Annotated in this window: 17 protein-coding genes and 1 riboswitch; of the genes, 10 read left to right on the top strand and 7 right to left on the bottom strand. The window is 47.0% G+C overall.

From position 1 onward, the window contains the following. Nucleotides 1-120: 120 nt before the first annotated feature. The 6 genes from lpdA to gcvT are packed head-to-tail and all read right to left on the bottom strand — an operon-like array spanning nucleotide 121 to nucleotide 6,839. On the bottom strand, nucleotides 121-1,506 hold the full coding sequence (lpdA, locus tag EV211_RS05990; RefSeq protein ID WP_133528517.1) for a dihydrolipoyl dehydrogenase: 1,386 nt from the start codon (nucleotides 1,504-1,506) through the stop codon (nucleotides 121-123). 2 nt (nucleotides 1,507-1,508) lie between these two features. Beyond that, complete coding sequence (locus EV211_RS05995; RefSeq protein ID WP_133528518.1) at nucleotides 1,509-2,519, bottom strand: lipoate--protein ligase; 1,011 nt, start codon at nucleotides 2,517-2,519, stop codon at nucleotides 1,509-1,511. Next, a complete protein-coding gene (gene gcvPB / locus EV211_RS06000) occupies nucleotides 2,520-3,959 on the bottom strand; it encodes an aminomethyl-transferring glycine dehydrogenase subunit GcvPB (RefSeq protein WP_133528519.1) in 1,440 nt (479 codons plus the stop codon). It abuts the gene before it with no gap. Nucleotides 3,960-3,962: 3 nt separating this feature from the next. After that, nucleotides 3,963-5,297: an aminomethyl-transferring glycine dehydrogenase subunit GcvPA gene (gene gcvPA, locus EV211_RS06005; RefSeq protein ID WP_133528520.1), complete on the bottom strand. Its 1,335-nt coding sequence runs from the start codon at nucleotides 5,295-5,297 to the stop codon at nucleotides 3,963-3,965. A 14-nt stretch (nucleotides 5,298-5,311) separates the two neighbouring features. Further along, complete coding sequence (gcvH, locus tag EV211_RS06010; protein WP_133528521.1) at nucleotides 5,312-5,686, bottom strand: glycine cleavage system protein GcvH; 375 nt, start codon at nucleotides 5,684-5,686, stop codon at nucleotides 5,312-5,314. Nucleotides 5,687-5,735: 49 nt separating this feature from the next. After that, nucleotides 5,736-6,839 (bottom strand): glycine cleavage system aminomethyltransferase GcvT, encoded by a 1,104-nt coding sequence (gene gcvT, locus EV211_RS06015; protein WP_133528522.1) that lies wholly within the window; start codon nucleotides 6,837-6,839, stop codon nucleotides 5,736-5,738. Nucleotides 6,840-7,000: 161 nt separating this feature from the next. Further along, nucleotides 7,001-7,088: riboswitch (glycine riboswitch) on the bottom strand. Nucleotides 7,089-7,289: 201 nt separating this feature from the next. Between gcvT and EV211_RS06020 the strand changes: the two genes are divergently transcribed. From EV211_RS06020 to EV211_RS06050, 7 genes are all read left to right on the top strand, one after another. Further along, on the top strand, nucleotides 7,290-7,925 hold the full coding sequence (locus tag EV211_RS06020; protein WP_133528523.1) for a biosynthetic peptidoglycan transglycosylase: 636 nt from the start codon (nucleotides 7,290-7,292) through the stop codon (nucleotides 7,923-7,925). 59 nt (nucleotides 7,926-7,984) lie between these two features. Then, a complete protein-coding gene (locus EV211_RS06025) occupies nucleotides 7,985-8,731 on the top strand; it encodes an exodeoxyribonuclease III (protein WP_133528524.1) in 747 nt (248 codons plus the stop codon). A gap of 1,123 nt (nucleotides 8,732-9,854) precedes the next feature. Next, on the top strand, nucleotides 9,855-10,571 hold the full coding sequence (locus EV211_RS06030; RefSeq protein WP_133528525.1) for a cache domain-containing protein: 717 nt from the start codon (nucleotides 9,855-9,857) through the stop codon (nucleotides 10,569-10,571). 53 nt (nucleotides 10,572-10,624) lie between these two features. After that, nucleotides 10,625-12,751, top strand: a complete 2,127-nt coding sequence (locus tag EV211_RS06035) for an ATP-binding protein (protein WP_133528526.1) — start codon at nucleotides 10,625-10,627, stop codon at nucleotides 12,749-12,751. After that, nucleotides 12,744-13,625 carry a metallophosphoesterase gene (locus EV211_RS06040; RefSeq protein ID WP_133528527.1) on the top strand — a complete coding sequence of 294 codons (882 nt, stop codon included), beginning with the start codon at nucleotides 12,744-12,746 and terminating at the stop codon, nucleotides 13,623-13,625. Before EV211_RS06035 ends, EV211_RS06040 begins: the two co-directional genes overlap by 8 nt. 214 nt (nucleotides 13,626-13,839) lie before the next feature. Beyond that, complete coding sequence (locus EV211_RS11065; RefSeq protein ID WP_133528528.1) at nucleotides 13,840-14,388, top strand: YdbC family protein; 549 nt, start codon at nucleotides 13,840-13,842, stop codon at nucleotides 14,386-14,388. Between the two features lie 170 nt (nucleotides 14,389-14,558). Beyond that, complete coding sequence (locus EV211_RS06050; protein WP_133528529.1) at nucleotides 14,559-16,223, top strand: nucleoside kinase; 1,665 nt, start codon at nucleotides 14,559-14,561, stop codon at nucleotides 16,221-16,223. A gap of 513 nt (nucleotides 16,224-16,736) precedes the next feature. On the opposite strand, the gene EV211_RS06055 is transcribed toward EV211_RS06050, so the two are convergent. Continuing rightward, the gene (locus EV211_RS06055) at nucleotides 16,737-17,114 is read right to left on the bottom strand and encodes a desulfoferrodoxin family protein (RefSeq protein WP_133528530.1); all 378 of its coding nucleotides are present in this window, start codon (nucleotides 17,112-17,114) and stop codon (nucleotides 16,737-16,739) included. Nucleotides 17,115-17,282: 168 nt separating this feature from the next. Here EV211_RS06055 and EV211_RS06060 point away from each other — a divergent pair, with 168 nt between their 5' ends. The 3 genes from EV211_RS06060 to rpsJ all read left to right on the top strand — a co-directional run bounded on the left by EV211_RS06060 (nucleotide 17,283) and on the right by rpsJ (nucleotide 19,147). Further along, nucleotides 17,283-17,684, top strand: a complete 402-nt coding sequence (locus EV211_RS06060; protein WP_133528531.1) for a Fur family transcriptional regulator — start codon at nucleotides 17,283-17,285, stop codon at nucleotides 17,682-17,684. 112 nt (nucleotides 17,685-17,796) lie between these two features. After that, nucleotides 17,797-18,333 (top strand): rubrerythrin, encoded by a 537-nt coding sequence (gene rbr, locus EV211_RS06065; RefSeq protein ID WP_133528532.1) that lies wholly within the window; start codon nucleotides 17,797-17,799, stop codon nucleotides 18,331-18,333. Between the two features lie 502 nt (nucleotides 18,334-18,835). After that, the gene (rpsJ, locus tag EV211_RS06070) at nucleotides 18,836-19,147 is read left to right on the top strand and encodes a 30S ribosomal protein S10 (RefSeq protein WP_067532850.1); all 312 of its coding nucleotides are present in this window, start codon (nucleotides 18,836-18,838) and stop codon (nucleotides 19,145-19,147) included. Nucleotides 19,148-19,163: the final 16 nt, after the last annotated feature.

A 19,163-nucleotide genomic window follows, 5' to 3' on the forward strand; every position in this document is an offset into this window, starting at 1 on the left:
TAAGTTGTTTAGATTATTATATGAATTGAACCGCCGTATGCCGAACGGCATGTACGGTGGTGTGAGAGGGGCTACTTGCTAGCCCCTACTCGATTTGCTTCGATTAATGCATTTTCTAGCTTATTTCAGTGCCTCGCCGATGCCTTCGCTGAAGGATGGGTGAGGGTAGATGGTCTTGGACATTTCTTCCAGGGTCAGGCCGCTTACGATAGCCTGTGAGAACTGGCTGATCATATCAGTAGCTCTGGCGCACATCATCTGAGCACCCAGAACTTTGTGAGTGTCCTCGTCGGCTATGATCTTAATAAAGCCGCGCTCCTGAAGAGAAAGTATGGACTTTCCGTTAGAGCCCATGGCGTACTTATGAGTGATGACCTTCAGTCCCTGCTTCTTAACTTCATCACCGCTGAGGCCGACGCTTGCGATCTCAGGATGAGTATAAATGCAGGACGGAACGATGGTCATATCGATGGAAGGGTGGCTGTTGTTCATATAGGCAACTGCCGATCTTCCTTCACCTGTAGCTACATGGGCCAGCTGAATGCCTCCTGTAACATCGCCTATAGCATAGATGCCGGGAACGCTTGTCTCGTATCTCCCGTCTACAGTGATTTTCCCTCTTTCTATAGACATGTTCTTTACTTCATCAGAAGACTCATCAGCGAATAAGCCTTCAGTATAAGCTCTGCGGCCGATAGCCAGCAGAACCAGCTGGCCGGAAACTTCGCATGGCTTTTCCTTCTCTGTATAGCAGACCGTCATATCTCCCGTGGATCCTTTGATCTCAGTGACCATAGAACCTGTGTGGATATCGATGCCCTTCTTCTTAGAGAGCATCTTCAGACTCTGGCAGATTTCCTTATCCATGTTGGCGATGATCCTGTCGAGAGCCTCGATGACAGTTACCTTTGTTCCAAGAGAACTGAAGACTGACGCGAACTCCATGCCTATGACGCCGCCGCCGATAATGACGAGACTTTCCAGAGGCTTGTCCTGATTGAGAAGATGATCGCTTGTTACGACACCGTCCAGATCAGCGCCTTTGATAGGCGGAACTGAAGGGATAGATCCTGTTGCAATCATAATATTCTTAGCTTCCAGATCCGTGACAACTCCATCAACGCCGGCAACCCTTACGTGGGTTTTGTCCATAATGGTACCGGTACCGTAGAATACGTTGATCTTGTTCATCTTCATGAGAGTCTCAACGCCGGCGCGCAGCTGAGCTACGACAGCCTGTTTACGATACTGGATCTTTGCCATGTCGTAACCGTCATCTTCGGCGCCTGTCAGGCCGATCTCGTCGCCGTGAGTTTTGATCTCGTGGTAGAGGGAAGCAGAGTAGAGCATAGTCTTAGTTGGGATGCATCCGCGGTTGAGGCAGGTGCCGCCAAGTTCTCTGTTCTCTACCAGGGCGACCTTCATGTTATACTGTTTGGCAGCGTCTACGGCTGCCTCATAGCCACCTGGGCCGGCTCCGATAATAATTAAATCAAAATTTTCCATAGTTAAATCTCCCTTTGTATAAGATTTGCAATGTCCTTTTTCATTGAGAGGACTATGTCGGTAGGAGGCCCGTCAGCCGGGATCTCAGTGTTCATGATTACCGACGTCATATCTTTCTCGGAGTAAGGCTGGCCAGTAAGCGCATCTTTGAAAAGACAGATGACTTCCTGATCCATTGCGTCTGAGAAGACATTGATTTCTTTGATTATACCACCATTGACATGAAATTGCATCTGTATATCGCCCCAGTCGAAGCGATCTGCCATTTCGTAGTCGAAGGGTATCTTTCGCCCGTATTTCCAGTCCCAGGATGAGAACTTGTCCGTCAGAGCAGATATCTCATCCGCCGGCAGAGAATTCTCTGAAAGCTCTTCTGCAGGCAGTCCGTAGACTTCCTGGAAGGCCTTGACCAGAACATCCTGCATCATAGGAACCGTTATATCAGGTTTGAATTCTATAAGGTTGGCCACTCTGGACTTGACCGAAGCGACACCTTTGGATTCCAGTTTCTTCTTATCTACATTCAGGTACCTAGACATATCCTCAGTATTGGCGTTTAGCATAATAGTACCATGATGATAGCATTGATCGCCTACACGCAGGAAGGCGTTGCCTGAGAATTTACGTCCGTCTACTGTAATGTCGTTCCGCCCGGTTCTTTCGCCGTGGATACCCAGCATCTGCACTGCCCGCAAAATCACGCTTTGCTGTTTTTCCACATTGTAATCATCATGTTGTAAACAAAATGTAAAGTTCAGGTTTCCCATATCGTGAAAAACAGCCCCTCCGCCGGAAAGACGGCGAACAAGAAATCCGCCGTCTTTCTCAAGAGAGTTTACTTTACATTCCTTCCAACAATTCTGATTCTTGCCGATGACCACCGTGTGCCTGTTTTGCCACAGATACATGATGCATTCACCGGGGCCGACATTCATTGTCAGATATTCTTCCATGGCCAGATTCTGGTACGGGTAAGTGTTATCCGTCGCCAGCCACTGAAGTTTGTTTATCATTTAGTCCGTCCACTGGTAGCGCAGTACAGTGTTCCTTGCGGCGCCGACTTCGTCAGGCCTTCCAATCACTGTGTTATGCGGTGCGCTGTGTAGTGCTTCAGGGTTATCGGTAGCTTCCTTATACAGGGCCCTCAATGCTACGATAGCCTCATCCAGAACTTCCTTAGGCTCAGTCTCTGTCGGCTCGATCATAAGAGCCTCCTCAACGATAAGCGGGAAGTACATTGTAGGCGGATGGATGCCGTAATCCAGAAGTCCCTTGGCAACGTCCAGAGCAGAAACTCCGGTCTTGTGCTTCAGAGGCTCCAGGCTCATTACGAACTCATGCATGCATGTAGTGTCATAAGCCATTTCATAGAGGTCATCCAGCTTAGTTCTCATATAGTTTGCGTTCAGTACGGCATTAGATGATGCCTCCGGAACGCCTTCCTTGCCAAGCATCAGCATGTAAGTCAATGCTCTTACGATAACCAGGAAGTTTCCGTGGAACATCTTGACTGCGCCGATAGACTTAGTCTCAATCTCGTAACGGAAGCCCTCGTTCTCATCGCCAGCCACATGATGCCCAGGCAGGAACTGCTTCAGGAATTCCTTGCAGCCAACTGGGCCTGCGCCCGGACCGCCGCCGCCGTGAGGTGTGGAGAAGGTTTTGTGCAGGTTGATATGTACTGCATCAAATCCCATGTCGCCAGGTCTTGCGATACCCATAACAGCGTTAAGGTTAGCGCCGTCATAGTAGCAGAGACCGCCTGCGTCGTGAACGATCTTGGTGATCTGCAGAATATTCTTGTCAAAGAGTCCAACTGTGTTAGGGTTGGTCAGCATCAAGCCGGCCGTGTCATCTCCCACAGCGCCCCGCAAAGCGTCCAGATCTACGCAGCCGTCATCCTGTGAAGGAATGCTGACAACGTCGAATCCGCACATAGCTGCGCTGGCAGGGTTAGTGCCGTGAGCCGAGTCCGGAACGATGATCTTGGTCCTCTTGGTGTCTCCGCGGTCTACATGGTAAGCCTTGATCAAAAGCAAGCCTGTGAATTCTCCGTGGGCGCCTGCTGCAGGCTGCAGTGTGAATGCATCCATGCCCGCGATCTCACAAAGGGTATCCTCGGTTTTCTTGATGACTTCCATGGATCCCTGGACTGTCCTTTCGTTCTGAAGAGGATGTACGCCGGTAAATCCCTTAAATGAAGCGGCGATCTCGTTTACCTTAGGGTTGTACTTCATAGTACATGAACCCAGAGGGTAGAATCCATCGTTAACTCCATGAGAGCGTTTAGCCAGTTTGCTGTAATGTCTGCTCAGTTCGTTTTCCGAAACGTGTGGAAGATGAAGGGCAGTCTTACGGCTCTGAGATTCAGGTACCTTTACTTCAGGTACGTCGCATTTAGGAAGCAGGGATAATTTTCTGCCTTCTGAACCGATTTCAAATATAAGGTCCATATCCTACGCCTCCTTTCCGCTGATCAGCGCGGCAACGATTGAAGCTACCTGATCCATTTCTTCTTTAGTATTCATTTCTGTAGTGCACCACAGGACAACATTCTCTGTAAGAGGAAGTCCGCCGAGGATTCCTTTCTCGGCAAGTGCGTCGAGCAGTTTGTCTGAACCGCATGGGCAGTCTGTAATGAATTCATTGAAGAATTCTCCACTGAACATAGGCTTCAGACCGGCCTTCTTCAGAGCATCCATCAGGTAATGTGCCTTGGATGTTGACTGAGTAGCCGCTTCCTTCATTCCGTCTGCGCCCATAGCAGCCATATAAACTGAAGCAGTCAGAGCACAGAGTGCCTGGTTGGAACAGATATTGGAACTTGCCTTCTCACGGCGTATATGCTGCTCACGAGCCTGAAGTGTCAGGACGTAAGCTCTGTTGCCTTTATCGTCTGTAGTTTCACCGACGATCCTGCCCGGAAGTTTTCTCATCATTGACTTAGGTGCAGCCATGAATCCCAGGTAAGGTCCGCCGTAAGCAATAGGCATGCCCAGAGGCTGGCCATCGCCGACAGCTACATCAGCTCCGCACTCAGCAGGAGTCTTCATTACAGAAAGAGCGATAGGGTTGACACTCATGACAAATTTGGCGCCTGCCTCATGAACGATCTCGCCCAATTTGGTTGCGTCTTCATAGATGCCGTAGAAGTTAGGCTGCTGCATTACCAGGCAAGCCGCTTCAGGGTCATCCTTAAGCATCTTCGCAAGTTTATCCATATCTGTGACGCCGTCCTTGGAAGGAACCTGGACCAGTTTGGTGTTGCTGCCGAAGCAGTAAGTCTCCATGACCTGGATCGTTCCAGGATGAACGGTGGATGAAACATAAGCTACCTTATGTTTTCTGTCCTTGCACATAGGGATAGATTCTGCAGCCGCAGTAGCTCCGTCATAATGAGAAGCATTGGCTACATCCATGCCGGTCAGTTCGCACATCATAGTCTGATATTCGAAAATCGACTGAAGCACGCCCTGGCTGATCTCAGCCTGGTATGGCGTATAAGTAGTAACGAATTCTTCCTTGGCTGTTACACTCTTGACAATAGCAGGGATATAATGGTTATATGCGCCTGCGCCGCGGAAGATATGTTTGAATGTTACGTTTTTTTCTGATATTTCCTCCATTTCGCGGATGGCTTCCATCTCGCTTAAACCTGAAGGCAGGTTCAGAGGTCTCTTAAGTCTGACCTCGTCAGGAATACATGAGAACATGTCGTCGAAGCTTTTATAACCGGCTTCTTTCAGCATTTCCTCCTGTTCTCTGTCCGTATTTGGTACAAAAGAACCCATTGATTTCACCTCGATTACTCTTCGCTGAGGGTACTAACGTATGCTTTATATGCTGCTTCGTCGATCAGCTCAACTTTATCAGTGATGCCCTCGACTTTAACGAACCATGCATCATAAGGTGCCTCGTTGATTTTCTCAGGAGCATCCAGAAGTTCTTCATTGATTTCAGCAACTTTTCCTGTAACAGGTGAGAATACATCTGATACAGCTTTTACTGACTCAACATCTGCGAAAGGCTCGCCGGAAACTACATCGTCGCCTTCTTCAGGAAGGTTAACGAATACCAATCCGCCAAGTTCAGCCTGGGCGTAGTCTGTAAGACCAACCTGTGCTGTAGTATCATCGATCATATTTACCCACTCGTGGGATTTAGAAAATAGTAGACTCATTTTGATTTACCTCCATAAATATTATCTCGTTAAATTTATATATACTTTATTAATCAGCGCGTTTGTAGAAAGGCATCTTGACGATCTCAGCCTCAACCATACGGCCGCGGACGTCGACTTCTACCTTTGTGCCAGGATCTCTCTTGTCAGTCTCAACGAGGGCTGCTGCGAAAGCGTGGTTCAGGTATGGGCAGTGAGTTCCGGAAGTCGTTACGCCGATTTTCTTTCCGTCCTGATATACATCCTGGTGCTCTCTGATGATGCCGCGTCCTGTGACCTTAAGGCCGATCTTACGACGTTTAGGCGGCTTGCCGATCTTCTCGATGGCGTCCTTGCCGATGAAGTCTTCCTTGTCCATCTTAACGAAGATGCCAAGTCCTGCTTCTCTAGGTGAAACTGTGTCGTCCATCTCATGACCGTAAAGAGGCATTCCTGCTTCCAGTCTCAGCGTATCTCTGGCACCAAGTCCGCAAGGGATGAGCCCTTCATCTTTTCCTGCTGCCATAAGAGCTTCATAGATCTTAGGCGCGTCTTCCATAGGCATGTAGATTTCCACGCCGTCTTCACCGGTGTAACCTGTAGTTGAAATCATACATTTAACTCCTGCAACATCTCTGTCGAAAGTGCATGCATAATATTCTGCAGGAATATTCTCCACAGCAGTGATCTTCTTCAGGATGCCCTTTGCGAGAGGTCCCTGGAGGGCGATCTGTCCGATGGTGTCTGAAATGTCTTCAAACTCCACATCGCCTGACTGATGAGCCTTGACCCACGCGAAATCCTTGTCCTTATTAGCTGCGTTAACTACCATCAGGTATTCCTGGTCATTCTTCTTATATACGATCAGGTCGTCTACAACTCCGCCCTGTTCGTTGCACATAGGGCTGTATCTTGCCTGGCCGTCATGCATGCCGCTGTAATCGTTGGTCAGGATCATGTTGAGGTTTTTCAAAGCGTCAGGTCCCTTGCAAAGAATCTCGCCCATGTGTGAAACATCGAACATCCCAGCCTTGGTCCTTACTGCCATATGCTCAGCAATTACTCCTGTCTTGTACTCTACCGGAAGCTCCCATCCGGCAAAAGGTACGATTTTTCCGCCGTACTTTACATGAGTGTCGTAAAGTGACGTCCTCAATAGTTTTTCCTCTGACATAAATATTATCCTCCTTATGCTCCAGTTCCTTGAGTCTGGCTGACCCGGAACCAATCGTATAGCTTGTAATATAAAAAATCACACGAACAAATAGTTCGTGTGCTCTGTCCGTTTACCTGAAAGATTTTACTTCTTCGGTGCTATATGCTCTCCAGAGTTTTGTCCGTGAACCGGTCCTTTTGCCTGAGAGTTTCTCACATCTCCCCTTCGGCGCTGCAGATAGGGTGCAGACTCTCCCGGATCCATCTACCAAAATCAAACTATAATTAATTTTATCACAGTCAGTTGGGCTTTTCAATGCTTTGAAACCCGTTAATAATTTAACTTTTCGCAATTTTCTACCTGAGTACAATATTACAATTTTGTAAGACAGATGTAAGTCAAATCTATGGCAGCAATGGCCGCCGGAAGCTACAATGAATGTGGAATTGAGATAAGGGGGTATTGGTCATGGTGAAATTATTTATGAGAGCGCTGGCGGGGGCAGTGATCATGTGCATGGTCATCGGCATGCTGATTTCAGTGCCGACGGTGATCGCGGGATACAAAATGTACCGTTCGGCTGTGGACAAGGTCAGCGTTGAACAAAAGGTAGCTCAGATAGAATCCCAGAAGGATTATGTGAAGCTAGGGGATATTTCCAAGGATTTCAAAAGGGGTATTGTGAAATCGGAAGACAGACGCTTCTATTATCACCCGGGCTTCGATGTGATTGCTATCGGAAGGGCTGTCATTGCTGATGTTGCCGCCGGTTCTATGGTGCAGGGGGGAAGCACCATTACCCAGCAGCTTGCAAAAAATATGTACTTCGCAAACAACCGTACGCTGAAGCGCAAAGTCGCGGAAATCTTTGTTGCACGGCAGCTGGAAAAGAAATACACGAAAAACCAGATCCTTGAGCTTTACTGCAACGCCATTTACTACGGTCAGGACTGCGTAGGCCTTAAGGAAGCCACACGCCATTACTACCGCATCGATCCGTCCCAGCTGAAGGGGAGCCAGGCCAGAAGGCTGATAATCACCATCAAATGCCCGGAGTATTACAATCCGGCCGTCTACGATTCTTATGTAGGCGCAGCCAATTAATAGCATTACAAATACCGCCTCCTGTGATATACTAATGTACATTACAGGAGGTATTTTTAATGAGATTTATATCGTGGAACGTCAACGGCCTCAGGGCCTGCCTGGGCAAAGGCTTCGTAGAGTCGATGAAAGGCCTCGACGCGGATTTTATATGCATACAGGAAACTAAGATGCAGGAGGGTCAGGCGGAGGTGGACCTGCCTGAGTATGAGGAGTTTTTCTGCAGTGCTGAGAAGAAGGGCTATTCCGGGACGGCGATTTTTGCCAAGGAGAAGCCTCTCAGCGTCCAGTATAATTTCGGTGAGCATACTGACGAGGGCCGCGGCATCATTCTGGAGTACAAAGATTTTTACCTGGTGAATGTCTATGTGCCGAATTCGCAGGATGGGCTGAAACGCTTGGATTACCGCATGAAGTGGGAGGACGACCTGCGGGCGTTCCTGCTGGAGCTGGATGCTAAGAAACCGGTGATCCTCTGCGGCGACATGAATGTGGCTCACGAGGAGATCGACCTGAAGAATCCGAAGACTAATCATAAGAATGCCGGTTTTTCTGATGAGGAGCGCGGCAAGATGACGGAGCTTCTGGGAGCCGGATTTACTGATACTTATCGTTATCTCTACCCGGATCTGGCCGGTGTTTACAGCTGGTGGTCCTACCGCTTCCACGCCAGGGATAAGAATGCCGGATGGCGCATCGACTACTTCATTGTCAGTGATCGTCTGCAGCCGCAGATCGTGGATGCGAAGATACATAATGAGGTTTTCGGCAGTGACCATTGCCCGGTTGAACTGGAATTGAAATAAGGCCGGGCGGCCCCTTCCGCTGCACTAGTCCTCGTGCGCAGGCAACCCCGAGCGACTTATAAAACCAAGAATAGAAAGCCATGCAAACTCGTTGAAGCAAATGGAGCCTTTTCAAGGCTCTAAAGTGTGATTACTCGAGGATACCATACAAGTAAGGTATCCTCATCGTATTCACCCTTTGCTTCAACTTCAAACACTGCATGGCGTTTTGCTATTCTTGTCGTTTTACTTCGTCGGGGGTTGCTCTTGCTCCTGCGGAAGCGTTTAGCGGAAGGGCGGCCCGACGTAGTTGAAAGAACACTGGATCTTGGATCTGATATGTTTATCCGAATGTGGGAAGATGTTCTCATCACAGCCGCCGCGCACTTCCTTCTATGTATTTAGGGCTATACGTGCGGCTGCGCACTTATAGCCTATTATTAAGGAATCAAGGTGCGTTTTAGAGATCACCAATTTTATTTCCGCACTTATCGGCAATTCTCAGAGCATGAAGGTGCGTATATTGGAATTTCAACGATTGCCCGCGCACGCATCAGCTCATTTAGAGGATAAGAAGTGCGTATAAGGCCTGGCTAAATACCATAAAATACTAATTAAGTATTATAAAACCAACGGTGCGCACCTCGACATGTTTGATTCAGTCAATAAGTGCGAATTTGGTTTACAATAAAGGAAAAAACGCACTATCACTCTAGATATTTACCCGATACGTGCGTGAGACCCAATCAAAGCAAATTCGCCAGCAGAAGTTCTCGACGGCAGCCACCAAAGGGGCCCGATCCGTCCGCCAATTGTTGCATGTGAATGTAAAATAAAAAAGCCCGCCGAAGCGAGCTTTTTTACGTTTTGATTGAGTTATTGAGTTATTGTTTCTTATTGAGAAAGAACGTTGAAAAGAATGTGTTATTATGTGTATGTAATTGTTGTCATCGGGTAACTCCCTTTGACAGTTACTAATATACCAAAGAAATGTGATAGGAATTCGCCCTTTTGCGTGATACTTTGTGATGATTTGGTAACGGTTCCTTCACATTATAAAGTAAATTCTTGCTTTATTATTCCCGCGGCAATATAATGTACATATGCAGAAACGTAACACTGATGATCATGGAGGATGCTTGCAATGAGGAAAAAGCACGATTCGATTCTGGCCTTAGCCATTGAATTGCTCTTAACGATAGGCATATCCATAATAATCGTGATCAACAGCATTGGCGTCGTTGCTGAAGAAGCTGATAAATATGTCAAGGATGTAGATTACAATTATGAAATGCTGATGGACAGCTATAAATCCATATTCTCGGCCATGATAATACCCGTTGAGAAGAAACTGGCCACGAATCCGTCATTTGAAGAAATGGATGCATGGCTGAAGGCTTACGATTCAGTATTTGAAGAAGCAGTCGGAGCTGACATTTACGACGGCTTCGCTTTGTCGTATAAAGGCGGCTACGCTCACAGTTGGAACTACGGGGATTACAGTGATTATGACGCTACGGCGCGTCCGTGGTATAAAGGCGCGCAAAAAGCAGCCGGTAAGGTCGCGGTGATCGCTCCATATGTTTCTTACCTTGGGGGTACCGGCGATGCTATCAGTGAGGATGCATATATCGAACTATCTATAGTCAAGAAATATTCTAAAACCATTTCCTTTGATCTGGATATCAAGCTATCACAGCTGGATGATATTGTTGTAGACAGGACTACTACTTATGAAAGCAGTTCTGCTATTTTATATGATAAGAACGGGTATATTCTGAGCAGCACCGACGAGGACTTATATGCCCACAACATTAATGAACCCGATAAGCATATCAACAAGAGTCTGGCAAGAGCCTGAGAAAGGCCGAAAACCGTCCCAAGCAGCTGATAGTGACGAGAATAGATGGTCATATGAAAGCAATGTATTCCTACCAGGATAAAAACGACAATACTTACTGCGTCATCATTTCCTTCTGGGAAATACTGGGCAGGAATTTCCTGGCTATAGGCCTGGGCGTTCTGTTCCTTATACTTCTGGAAATCCTCATTTACCGCAGGAATAACAGAATGCTGGCAGAAATGGCAGAACGCGGCCATATCATTACAGAGATAACTAAAGGGGCCTATGACCGCCAGATATATGTAGATATAAGCACCTGGAAATGCATCGAAAATGATAAGAATAACGAGATGCACGACATTGGCGAATATCATGATGCATACAACAGATTCTATGAAGCCATTACAGGGGAAACTGACAAAGTTGAATTCGGCAGGATGTGCAGCCCGGACGCTTTGAAAAACATGGAAAACGGCATGAGCCTGACTAATCGTTTCGATCGCATTATTTCAGAAGACAACGGTGAGAAGGACAGAGTGATTATAGAATTGACATTGCTTGCTATGGATATGGAAGGCAAGAGGACTGTGGCTATTCTTGAAAACGATGTGACAGACGCGACCCTGGATCAGCAGAGAACGCTGAAATCTCTTACACATTATTATACGGCAGTATTCATCGGAAATACTGAAACCAGGAAATATGATACCATTAAAATGGATCCTTACTACAGCGCGATTTACGATCCGTGGATAAGTGCCGATGAGATCGACAGGAGATATGCCAGACGATATGTAAAGGATGAATATTTAGAGAAATATCTTCATGAGGTATCCTTTGATACCATAAGAGAGAGGCTCAACGACAGTCAGGGCTACTCGATCATAGTGGAACTTAAGGATGGACATTGGTATGCCACTAATATAATAAGAGGCGTAGGATATGAAGATGATCAGACCTTCGTCTTCTTCGTGGAGAATGTCGACGAGCAGATGAGACAGCAAAGCGAACTGAAGAGGGCTTTGGAAGATGCCAATGTAGCTACTAATGCCAAGACAGAATTTTTGTCGAGGATGAGCCACGACATTAGAACGCCGATGAACGGTATCATAGGTATGACCAGAATTTCCAGGGCCCAGGACAATCCGCCGGAAACAGCTAAGTGCCTGGAAAAAATCGACATTTCTTCCCAGTATATGCTGGGCTTTCTCAACGACATACTGGACATGACCAGAATCGAAAGCGGAGAGATAATACTGAAGCCTGAACCATATCCGGCCTATGAGGCCGCTCAGTACCTGGATTCGGTCATAAAGCCTATGTGCGATGAAAGAAACCAGAAGTTTATAGTTGATATGAGGGAGGACAGGGAATATGTGCCTCTTATGGATCGCATGCGCATAAATCAAATCATATTCAACCTTTTGTCCAACGCGACCAAATACACTCAGGAGGGCGGAGAAGTCCGCTATAGGTCGACATCAGTGCTGGACCATACGCTGGACAAGCCGAAACTTAAGATCACTATGACTATCACAGACAACGGCATAGGCATGAGCGAAGACTTCCAGAAGGTGCTCTTTGAGCCATTCTCCCAAGAGGGCAGGAATGTGGCCTGGTCCACGGTGAACAGCACGGGACTGGGGCTTGCCATTGTAGAGAATCTGGTAGAACTGATGCACGGTACTATCAATGTCAGGAGCAAGTTAGACGAGGGCACAGAATTCACAGTAGAGTTTATGCTTGACTGTGTCAAGAATACCGAGTATCATCGACAGATGGAAAAGGACTCTTATCAGGCGGGCATGATGCTGCTTAAGAACAAGCACGCCCTGCTGGTGGAGGATAATGCCATAAATCTGGAGATCGCCAGGGTATTATTGAATAATGCCGGTATGATAGTCGATGTAGCAGAAGACGGCCAGGAAGGTCTGGAGAAATTCAGCAGCTCCGAGCTGTGGTACTACGATTATGTGCTGACAGATATCAGGATGCCGATAATGGACGGTTACCAGATGACCGGCCGTATCCGCAGTCTGGACAGACCAGACGCCGCCGGCATCCGGATTATAGCTATGACGGCCAACGCATTTGACGAGGATATCAAACGCTGTCTCGACGCGGGTATGAACGCCCACATAGCCAAACCGTTAGAACCAAAAGATGTGTATAGGACTTTGATAGACAGCCATGAATAAAAACAGTAAGACAGCATTAATGATAGCAGGCGGAGCGACCGCGGGATACTGCGCAGGTCGCTTTTTGCGCTGGAATAATAAATCCATAGTCACGACAGAGTACACATATCACTCTGAGCGGGTGCCTGAGATTTTCAGGGGCGCGCGCATTGTTAATGTGTCCGACCTGCAGAGCCAGTACTTCGGCAACATGCAGGCAGACCTTTTGAACCGGGTCAAGGCTGCGAAGCCGGACTATATACTTATGACGGGAGATCTGCTCGACCGTAATCACACGGACAGGAAAGCCGCCATATGTGCTTTGAGCGGGCTTCTGACGCTGGCGCCGGTGTATTACGTCAACGGCAATCACGAGTTGGCCCTGCCTGAGGAGAAAATGTGGCGCTTCTACAGGACCATGGAGGAAATGGGTACCCATTTGGTTTTCGATGATGTGGTCAGCGTCAGCCGCGGCGACGAGTCCATCAACATAATGGGAATTTCCGAGTACACTCTATATGGCGTTCACGAAGTCTGCCATGAGCAGGGAGCGGACGTTGGGGAGGCAGCCCTGGCAGACATGGTAGATGAGATCAGCGCGGAAAAAGACCAGAATTTTACTCTTTTGCTGGCTCACGAGCCTCAGCACATCAAGAGTTACAGCAGGCCGGGGATCGATATGATCTTCTGCGGACACGCTCACGGGGGACAGTTCCGGCTTCCGGGAGGACAGGGCTTGTATTCACCGGGTCAGGGAGTTCTGCCCCAGTTGGCCAGCGGCGCTCACAGGTGCGGCGGGTCTACGATGATAGTCAGCCGTGGACTTGGCAACAGCGTGTTCCCTTTCAGGCTGAATAACAGGCCGGAGCTGGTGGTGGTGACATTGGAACGATAGAGCACAAAACGCAGCCTGGCGTTGCGTCCACGCGTGCATCAGCATATTGGCTCACCTCTGCACAAATACGCAATTACGCGCGCCTTTGGGAAAAGATTTTCTATTTCCTCAGGGCGTGTTTTTTGTGCAAAATGTGTTGACATATATTACCAGCAATGCTAATATATGCCTACAAAAGAGCTATATTGTTACTAAATGAAAGGAGATAAATAATATGGCAAATACAGAAATAAGATATGAAATCAAGGAATACGTTGGAACCGTATCGAGGAAGAAGAACGGTTGGAACAGGGAACTGAATATTGTCAGTTGGAACGGCCAGCCGCCTAAGTATGACCTTCGCGAATGGTCAGATGACCATAGCCACATGGGTAAAGGTATTACACTTTTTGCCGATGAGATGAAAACTTTGGTAGATGCTTACACCAAGTATCGCAACAGAAGGGTGGTAGATGATGCAAAGGCTGATGAAGCAAAACGCAATGAGCAGTACTGGAACGATAGAAATTCCAGGAATTATAATAACAATGCCGGAACAGAGCCAACGGGTACAGCAGATAGTCCCGCCGCCACGTCAACTGAAGATCAGCAGATCGATATGGGAGAGGGAGAGACACTGGTGGAAGGGTCAGGCTCTATGGTCCATAAGCAAGGAACTCTTCCGGATGATGGATTGACAGATGAAGAACTGGCGGCTACAGTGGCCTTGGGTTTAGACGGAACCGAATCGGTCTGCGCCGAATCTAGCCATGTGCCATTCTAAGAAAATCGAAATAACCTAAACCATATTTTACTCGTCTTTCTACCATAATTATATTTCCCTGATTATTTGCGCCTTGTGCTTTTGACTTCATATATACTGTGGTATAATGAGTGTCGATGATCTGGTGATCATAATACCTAGCGCATAGGCGCAAAAAAGGGGAGGTAAAAATGAAAATACAGCTAAAAACGGATCCCAAGGGTGAGTACCGCGAGATCCAGGTCAATGGCGGAACGACATTAGAAGAATTGTATAAGAGTATGAAAGAACAGCTTCCGTACACTATTATGGTGGCAAGAGTTGACAATACATACGAGGATCTTAATTATAGAATAGAGAAGGAATGCAGGGTAGAATTGCTGGATGCCAGGACCCAGGCAGCCAATTACGCATACCAGTACAGTCTGACACTGATATATCTGAAAGCAGTCAGAGACGTTCTGGGAAACGTCAGAGTAGAAGTAGCTAATTCGTTGAATCAGGGCCTTTTCACAGAGATAAAAGGCAAGGAAGGACTAAACGATAAGACGGCCAAGGCTATAGAAAACCGCATGAGGGAACTGGTGAAGGCAGATATACCTTTTGTTAAGGAAATAGTGTCGCGTGAAGAAGGCCTCGACATAATCCGCAGAGAAGGCTGGCCTGCCAACCTGCGTCTCATAGAAAGATCCAAGAGAATACAAAAAGTGATTTTTTATTCTCTGGAGGATTATAAAGATTACTTTTACGGTCTTATGGTGCCTTCGACGGGCTACGTTCAGGACTTCCAGGTAGTCAAGTATAAGAGGGGAATGATAGTGAGGTTCCCGCTGCCTGCATCGCCTGATGGCATGCCTGGCTATATCGAACAAAAAACACTTTATGATGCTTTCGCTGAGCAGACTATGTGGGACAATCTGCTGAAGGTGAATTATGTAGTGGATCTCAATGAGAAGATAGAAAACGGAGACTATAAAGAACTTATCCAGGTCTCGGAAGCGCTTCATGAGAAGAAAATCGCCGAGATCGCTGATATGATCAAGCATAGACATAAACGTATAATACTGATCGCGGGACCGTCGTCTTCCGGAAAGACAACGTTTGCGCGCAGACTTTGCGTTCAGCTGAAGGTCAACGGACTGGATCCCCTGTACATGGGTACAGATGATTATTTTGTCGACAGAGAAGATACTCCGCTGGATGAAAACGGTGAGAAAAATTATGAGGGTCTTGAGGCTATAGACATAAGTCTGTTCAACAGCAACATGAATGATCTGCTGGCCGGCAAGGAGGTAGATCTGCCGACTTTCAATTTCCTGACAGGCGAGAAGGAATACGGTAAAAGGATCACTTCCATTAAATCAAATCAGCTAATAGTAATAGAAGGGATCCATGGCCTCAACGAGAAGATGACTGAGGAAATAGATGATGCCGAGAAGTTTAAGATATATATCAGTCCGCTGACGCAGTTGAATATCGATGAACATAACCGCGTGCCGACGACTGATGAGCGTATGCTCAGACGTATGGTCCGTGACAGTCTTTACAGGGGCCACGATGCTCAGAGCACTATCCGAGACTGGCCGAAGGTCAGGGCCGGGGAGGATAAGAATATTTTCCCTTACAGCGGCGAAGCAGATGTTCTCTTCAATTCGTATCACGTTTATGAGATAAATGTTCTGAAGAAATACGCTGAGCCACTTCTGGAAAAGGTGAGCCCGAATGAGCCTGAATACGCTGAAGCAGAACGTATGCTTCGTTTTCTGGCGTTCTTCGATACGATCGAGGATGATTCGATGATAGTCAATAATTCGATCATCAGAGAATTCATTGGCGGCAGCATCTTCGTAGACTAGACCGCCTAGCCTGGCTTGCTGGGAGACCTAACCCGGCTAAGCATGAGCCGCTGGTAGGTCCCCTGTCAGGACCGCAGTGCTTCAGCACGTGGCGGTCTACGGCTCTCCTCGTGCGCAGGCAGCCATATAGTCTTACTTGCGAAGAATAGAATATGCCGCGAACTTGACGGAATTCTCAAGGAGTTGCTTCCATATTTAGAGGCAACTCCTTTAAAGTGCGACTCTTAAGGTGAAAATCATGCGAGCATGTTTTCACCATTATCATCGCACTTTATTCCGTCTTCAGACAGCGAGGCCATATTTTTCTATTCTTCCAGCTCGCTTGCGACTATGGCTGCTCTTGCTCCTGCGGAATCGCGCATCAGGCCAGGCGGTCTAGTTAGTGGAAAGAGTCCTGAATTTTGGTTTTGATTATTCTTACATATCAGTTGCCCTCAAATACGTAGACCGCCACGTCCAACAATAAATAAAGGGCTCCCCGATCCGGGGAGCCCTTTTGGTAATATGACTAGATTAAATTTCTGCCTTCCAAAGTCCGTGAAGTGTGCAATATTCATAAACTGCAACTGGTTTCTCGCCAGGTGCAACCTCGAATTCTGCTTCCGGTTTATCAGTAGGCTTCATGTATTTTACCTGCAGGCTTCTGGAGGTTTCCAGAAGGATACTTCCGATGTAGTGCTCCGGTGTCATAGGATGCTCTACGCTTCCTACCTTTACAGTAACCTTGTTGCCATCGACTGTTGCTACAGGAACATGTTTCTCCTGAGCTGCATCTACTGTATTAGGCTTAAGCAGTTCCATTTCCTGACCACAGCAGGTCAGTGTGCCACCGCCTTTGTAAGCCATAATTACGATATTTCCACATAGTGAACATCTGTACATTTCTAACATTTCGATTACCTCCAAATCTAAATAAGTTTAACTTTGTAATATCAATTATATACCCTTTGCTCACATAAGTAAACATAATTATTTTTAAAAAAATGGCTTGACAACTTAAGAATAAATAATTATAATAATGATAATCATTATCAATTAATTGAAAGGAGGCGGGCCTACATGAAGTATTCCAAGCAAAGGAGTCTAGTACTGAGCATCGTTCGAGGCACTGACACACATCCATCTGCGGAATGGGTATATGAGCAGGCCAGGAAAGAGATGCCTTCTATCGGGCTGGCCACGGTTTACAGAAACCTGAACGCCTTAGTAGGCGCAGGGGAAATAGATCGTCTGACAGCGGCAGGTAATGTAGATCGTTTCGACGGACAGCTGACAGAGCATTGCCATATGCAGTGTATACGATGCGGTAAACTCCAGGATCTTTACCCGACAAATAAAGAAGACATGGAGAAACTCAGAAGTGTCATTTGCGACACCTTCGGAGTAGGAGACAAGAATGTCCGCATGGGACGCACGCTGCTGCGAGGCGTATGCAACGACTGTCTGAAATCAGAGCAGTGATGAGCTTGTCCGGCAGGAGCAGCCTGCGACAATGATCAGGTATAACCAATAAACATTATATAAAGTACAACTTTACAACTAATTAAATTACTATTTACAATGGAGGTAAGAAATGAAAGACTTAAAAGGAACTAAAACGTTAGAAAATCTCATGACAGCATTCGCCGGTGAATCACAGGCAAGAAACAAGTACACATTCTATGCATCACAGGCAAAGAAAGATGGATACGTTCAGATCCAGAAGATATTCGAAGAGACAGCAGGAAATGAGAAAGAGCATGCAGAACTCTGGTTCAAACATGCCGTAGGAATCAATGACACTATGCAGAATCTTCTTGATGCAGCAGCAGGCGAGAACTACGAGTGGACAGAGATGTATAAGGAAATGGCTGAGACTGCCAAAGAAGAGGGATTCCCTGAGATCGCTATCCAGATGGAAGGCGTAGCTAAGATCGAGGCACTCCATGAGGCAAGATATCGCAAGCTGGCCGAGAACATCAAGGAAGGCGTAGTATTCGAGAAGGAAGAAGAAGTACTTTGGCAGTGCAGCAACTGCGGACATCAGGTCCTTGCCAAGAAAGCACCTAAACTTTGCCCGGTATGCAAACATCCTCAGGCATACTTCCAGGTGAAGTCAGAGAATTATTAAGCCTTGCACATTATAATGTAGGAACAAAGCATAGCGCCTCGCGAAAGCGAGGCGCTGTTTTTACGGGCGGAATTTCTGCCCGCGACCAAACACGGCCGCCAAAGATATCCAGGGTGACTTTTGTGCGGGCACTAGCAAACGCGTGGATGCGTGTATGGTTTTACTATAATAAAGCGCTTGCAATCAGCCATTTTGCCAGGTAAAAACCTTTGAAAATCTTTGAAAAAAAGTCTTGCATTTATCTTTTGTTTATTATATACTAATAAGGCTTGCATAAGGCGAAGAAGTAGGAAGTTGCTGAGCTATCAGGTAATTTCTACCGAGAATTGTCCCTGCCAGACAGGGGCGAGGGAGTTCGCTGACTTTTGTTTTGTGCCATAACAATGGAAACGCACGGAACCGTGTGCAACGCAGGCAATATCTCGCACACGTTGAAAAGTAGGCATTTAGGACCCCTGTACGAGAATAGCGAAATCAGTACTAACAGAAATTGGAGGAAAAAATGAGCGAATTACAGAAAATCAGAATCAAGCTTAAAGCTTATGACCATGCTTTGCTGGATCAGTCGGCTGCTAAGATAGTCGAGACAGCGAAGAAAACCGGCGCGGATGTTTCAGGACCTATTCCGCTACCAACAGAGAAAGAGGTTGTAACGATCTTACGTGCAGTTCACAAGTACAAGGACAGCAGAGAGCAGTTCGAGCAGAGAACACACAAGAGATTGATCGACATAACCAATGCAACATTGCAGACAACAGATGCTCTGACTAAGTTGGATCTGCCTGCAGGCGTTGACATTGAAATCAAGCTGTAAGGGACTCTCCCTTAGT

Origin of the sequence: Aminicella lysinilytica (assembly GCF_004362975.1) — a bacterium.
Taxonomy (GTDB): Bacteria; Bacillota; Clostridia; order Peptostreptococcales; family Anaerovoracaceae; genus Aminicella; species Aminicella lysinilytica.

Bases quoted from the DNA above. Each gene is read 5' to 3' on its own strand.
- lpdA (WP_133528517.1), bottom strand. From the start codon at position 1,506: ATGGAAAATTTTGATTTAATTATTATCGGAGCCGGCCCAGGTGGCTAT.
- EV211_RS05995 (WP_133528518.1), bottom strand. From the start codon at position 2,519: ATGATAAACAAACTTCAGTGGCTGGCGACGGATAACACTTACCCGTAC.
- gcvPB (WP_133528519.1), bottom strand. From the start codon at position 3,959: ATGGACCTTATATTTGAAATCGGTTCAGAAGGCAGAAAATTATCCCTG.
- gcvPA (WP_133528520.1), bottom strand. From the start codon at position 5,297: ATGGGTTCTTTTGTACCAAATACGGACAGAGAACAGGAGGAAATGCTG.
- gcvH (WP_133528521.1), bottom strand. From the start codon at position 5,686: ATGAGTCTACTATTTTCTAAATCCCACGAGTGGGTAAATATGATCGAT.
- gcvT (WP_133528522.1), bottom strand. From the start codon at position 6,839: ATGTCAGAGGAAAAACTATTGAGGACGTCACTTTACGACACTCATGTA.
- EV211_RS06020 (WP_133528523.1), top strand. From the start codon at position 7,290: ATGGTGAAATTATTTATGAGAGCGCTGGCGGGGGCAGTGATCATGTGC.
- EV211_RS06025 (WP_133528524.1), top strand. From the start codon at position 7,985: ATGAGATTTATATCGTGGAACGTCAACGGCCTCAGGGCCTGCCTGGGC.
- EV211_RS06030 (WP_133528525.1), top strand. From the start codon at position 9,855: ATGAGGAAAAAGCACGATTCGATTCTGGCCTTAGCCATTGAATTGCTC.
- EV211_RS06035 (WP_133528526.1), top strand. From the start codon at position 10,625: ATGAAAGCAATGTATTCCTACCAGGATAAAAACGACAATACTTACTGC.
- EV211_RS06040 (WP_133528527.1), top strand. From the start codon at position 12,744: ATGAATAAAAACAGTAAGACAGCATTAATGATAGCAGGCGGAGCGACC.
- EV211_RS11065 (WP_133528528.1), top strand. From the start codon at position 13,840: ATGGCAAATACAGAAATAAGATATGAAATCAAGGAATACGTTGGAACC.
- EV211_RS06050 (WP_133528529.1), top strand. From the start codon at position 14,559: ATGAAAATACAGCTAAAAACGGATCCCAAGGGTGAGTACCGCGAGATC.
- EV211_RS06055 (WP_133528530.1), bottom strand. From the start codon at position 17,114: ATGTTAGAAATGTACAGATGTTCACTATGTGGAAATATCGTAATTATG.
- EV211_RS06060 (WP_133528531.1), top strand. From the start codon at position 17,283: ATGAAGTATTCCAAGCAAAGGAGTCTAGTACTGAGCATCGTTCGAGGC.
- rbr (WP_133528532.1), top strand. From the start codon at position 17,797: ATGAAAGACTTAAAAGGAACTAAAACGTTAGAAAATCTCATGACAGCA.
- rpsJ (WP_067532850.1), top strand. From the start codon at position 18,836: ATGAGCGAATTACAGAAAATCAGAATCAAGCTTAAAGCTTATGACCAT.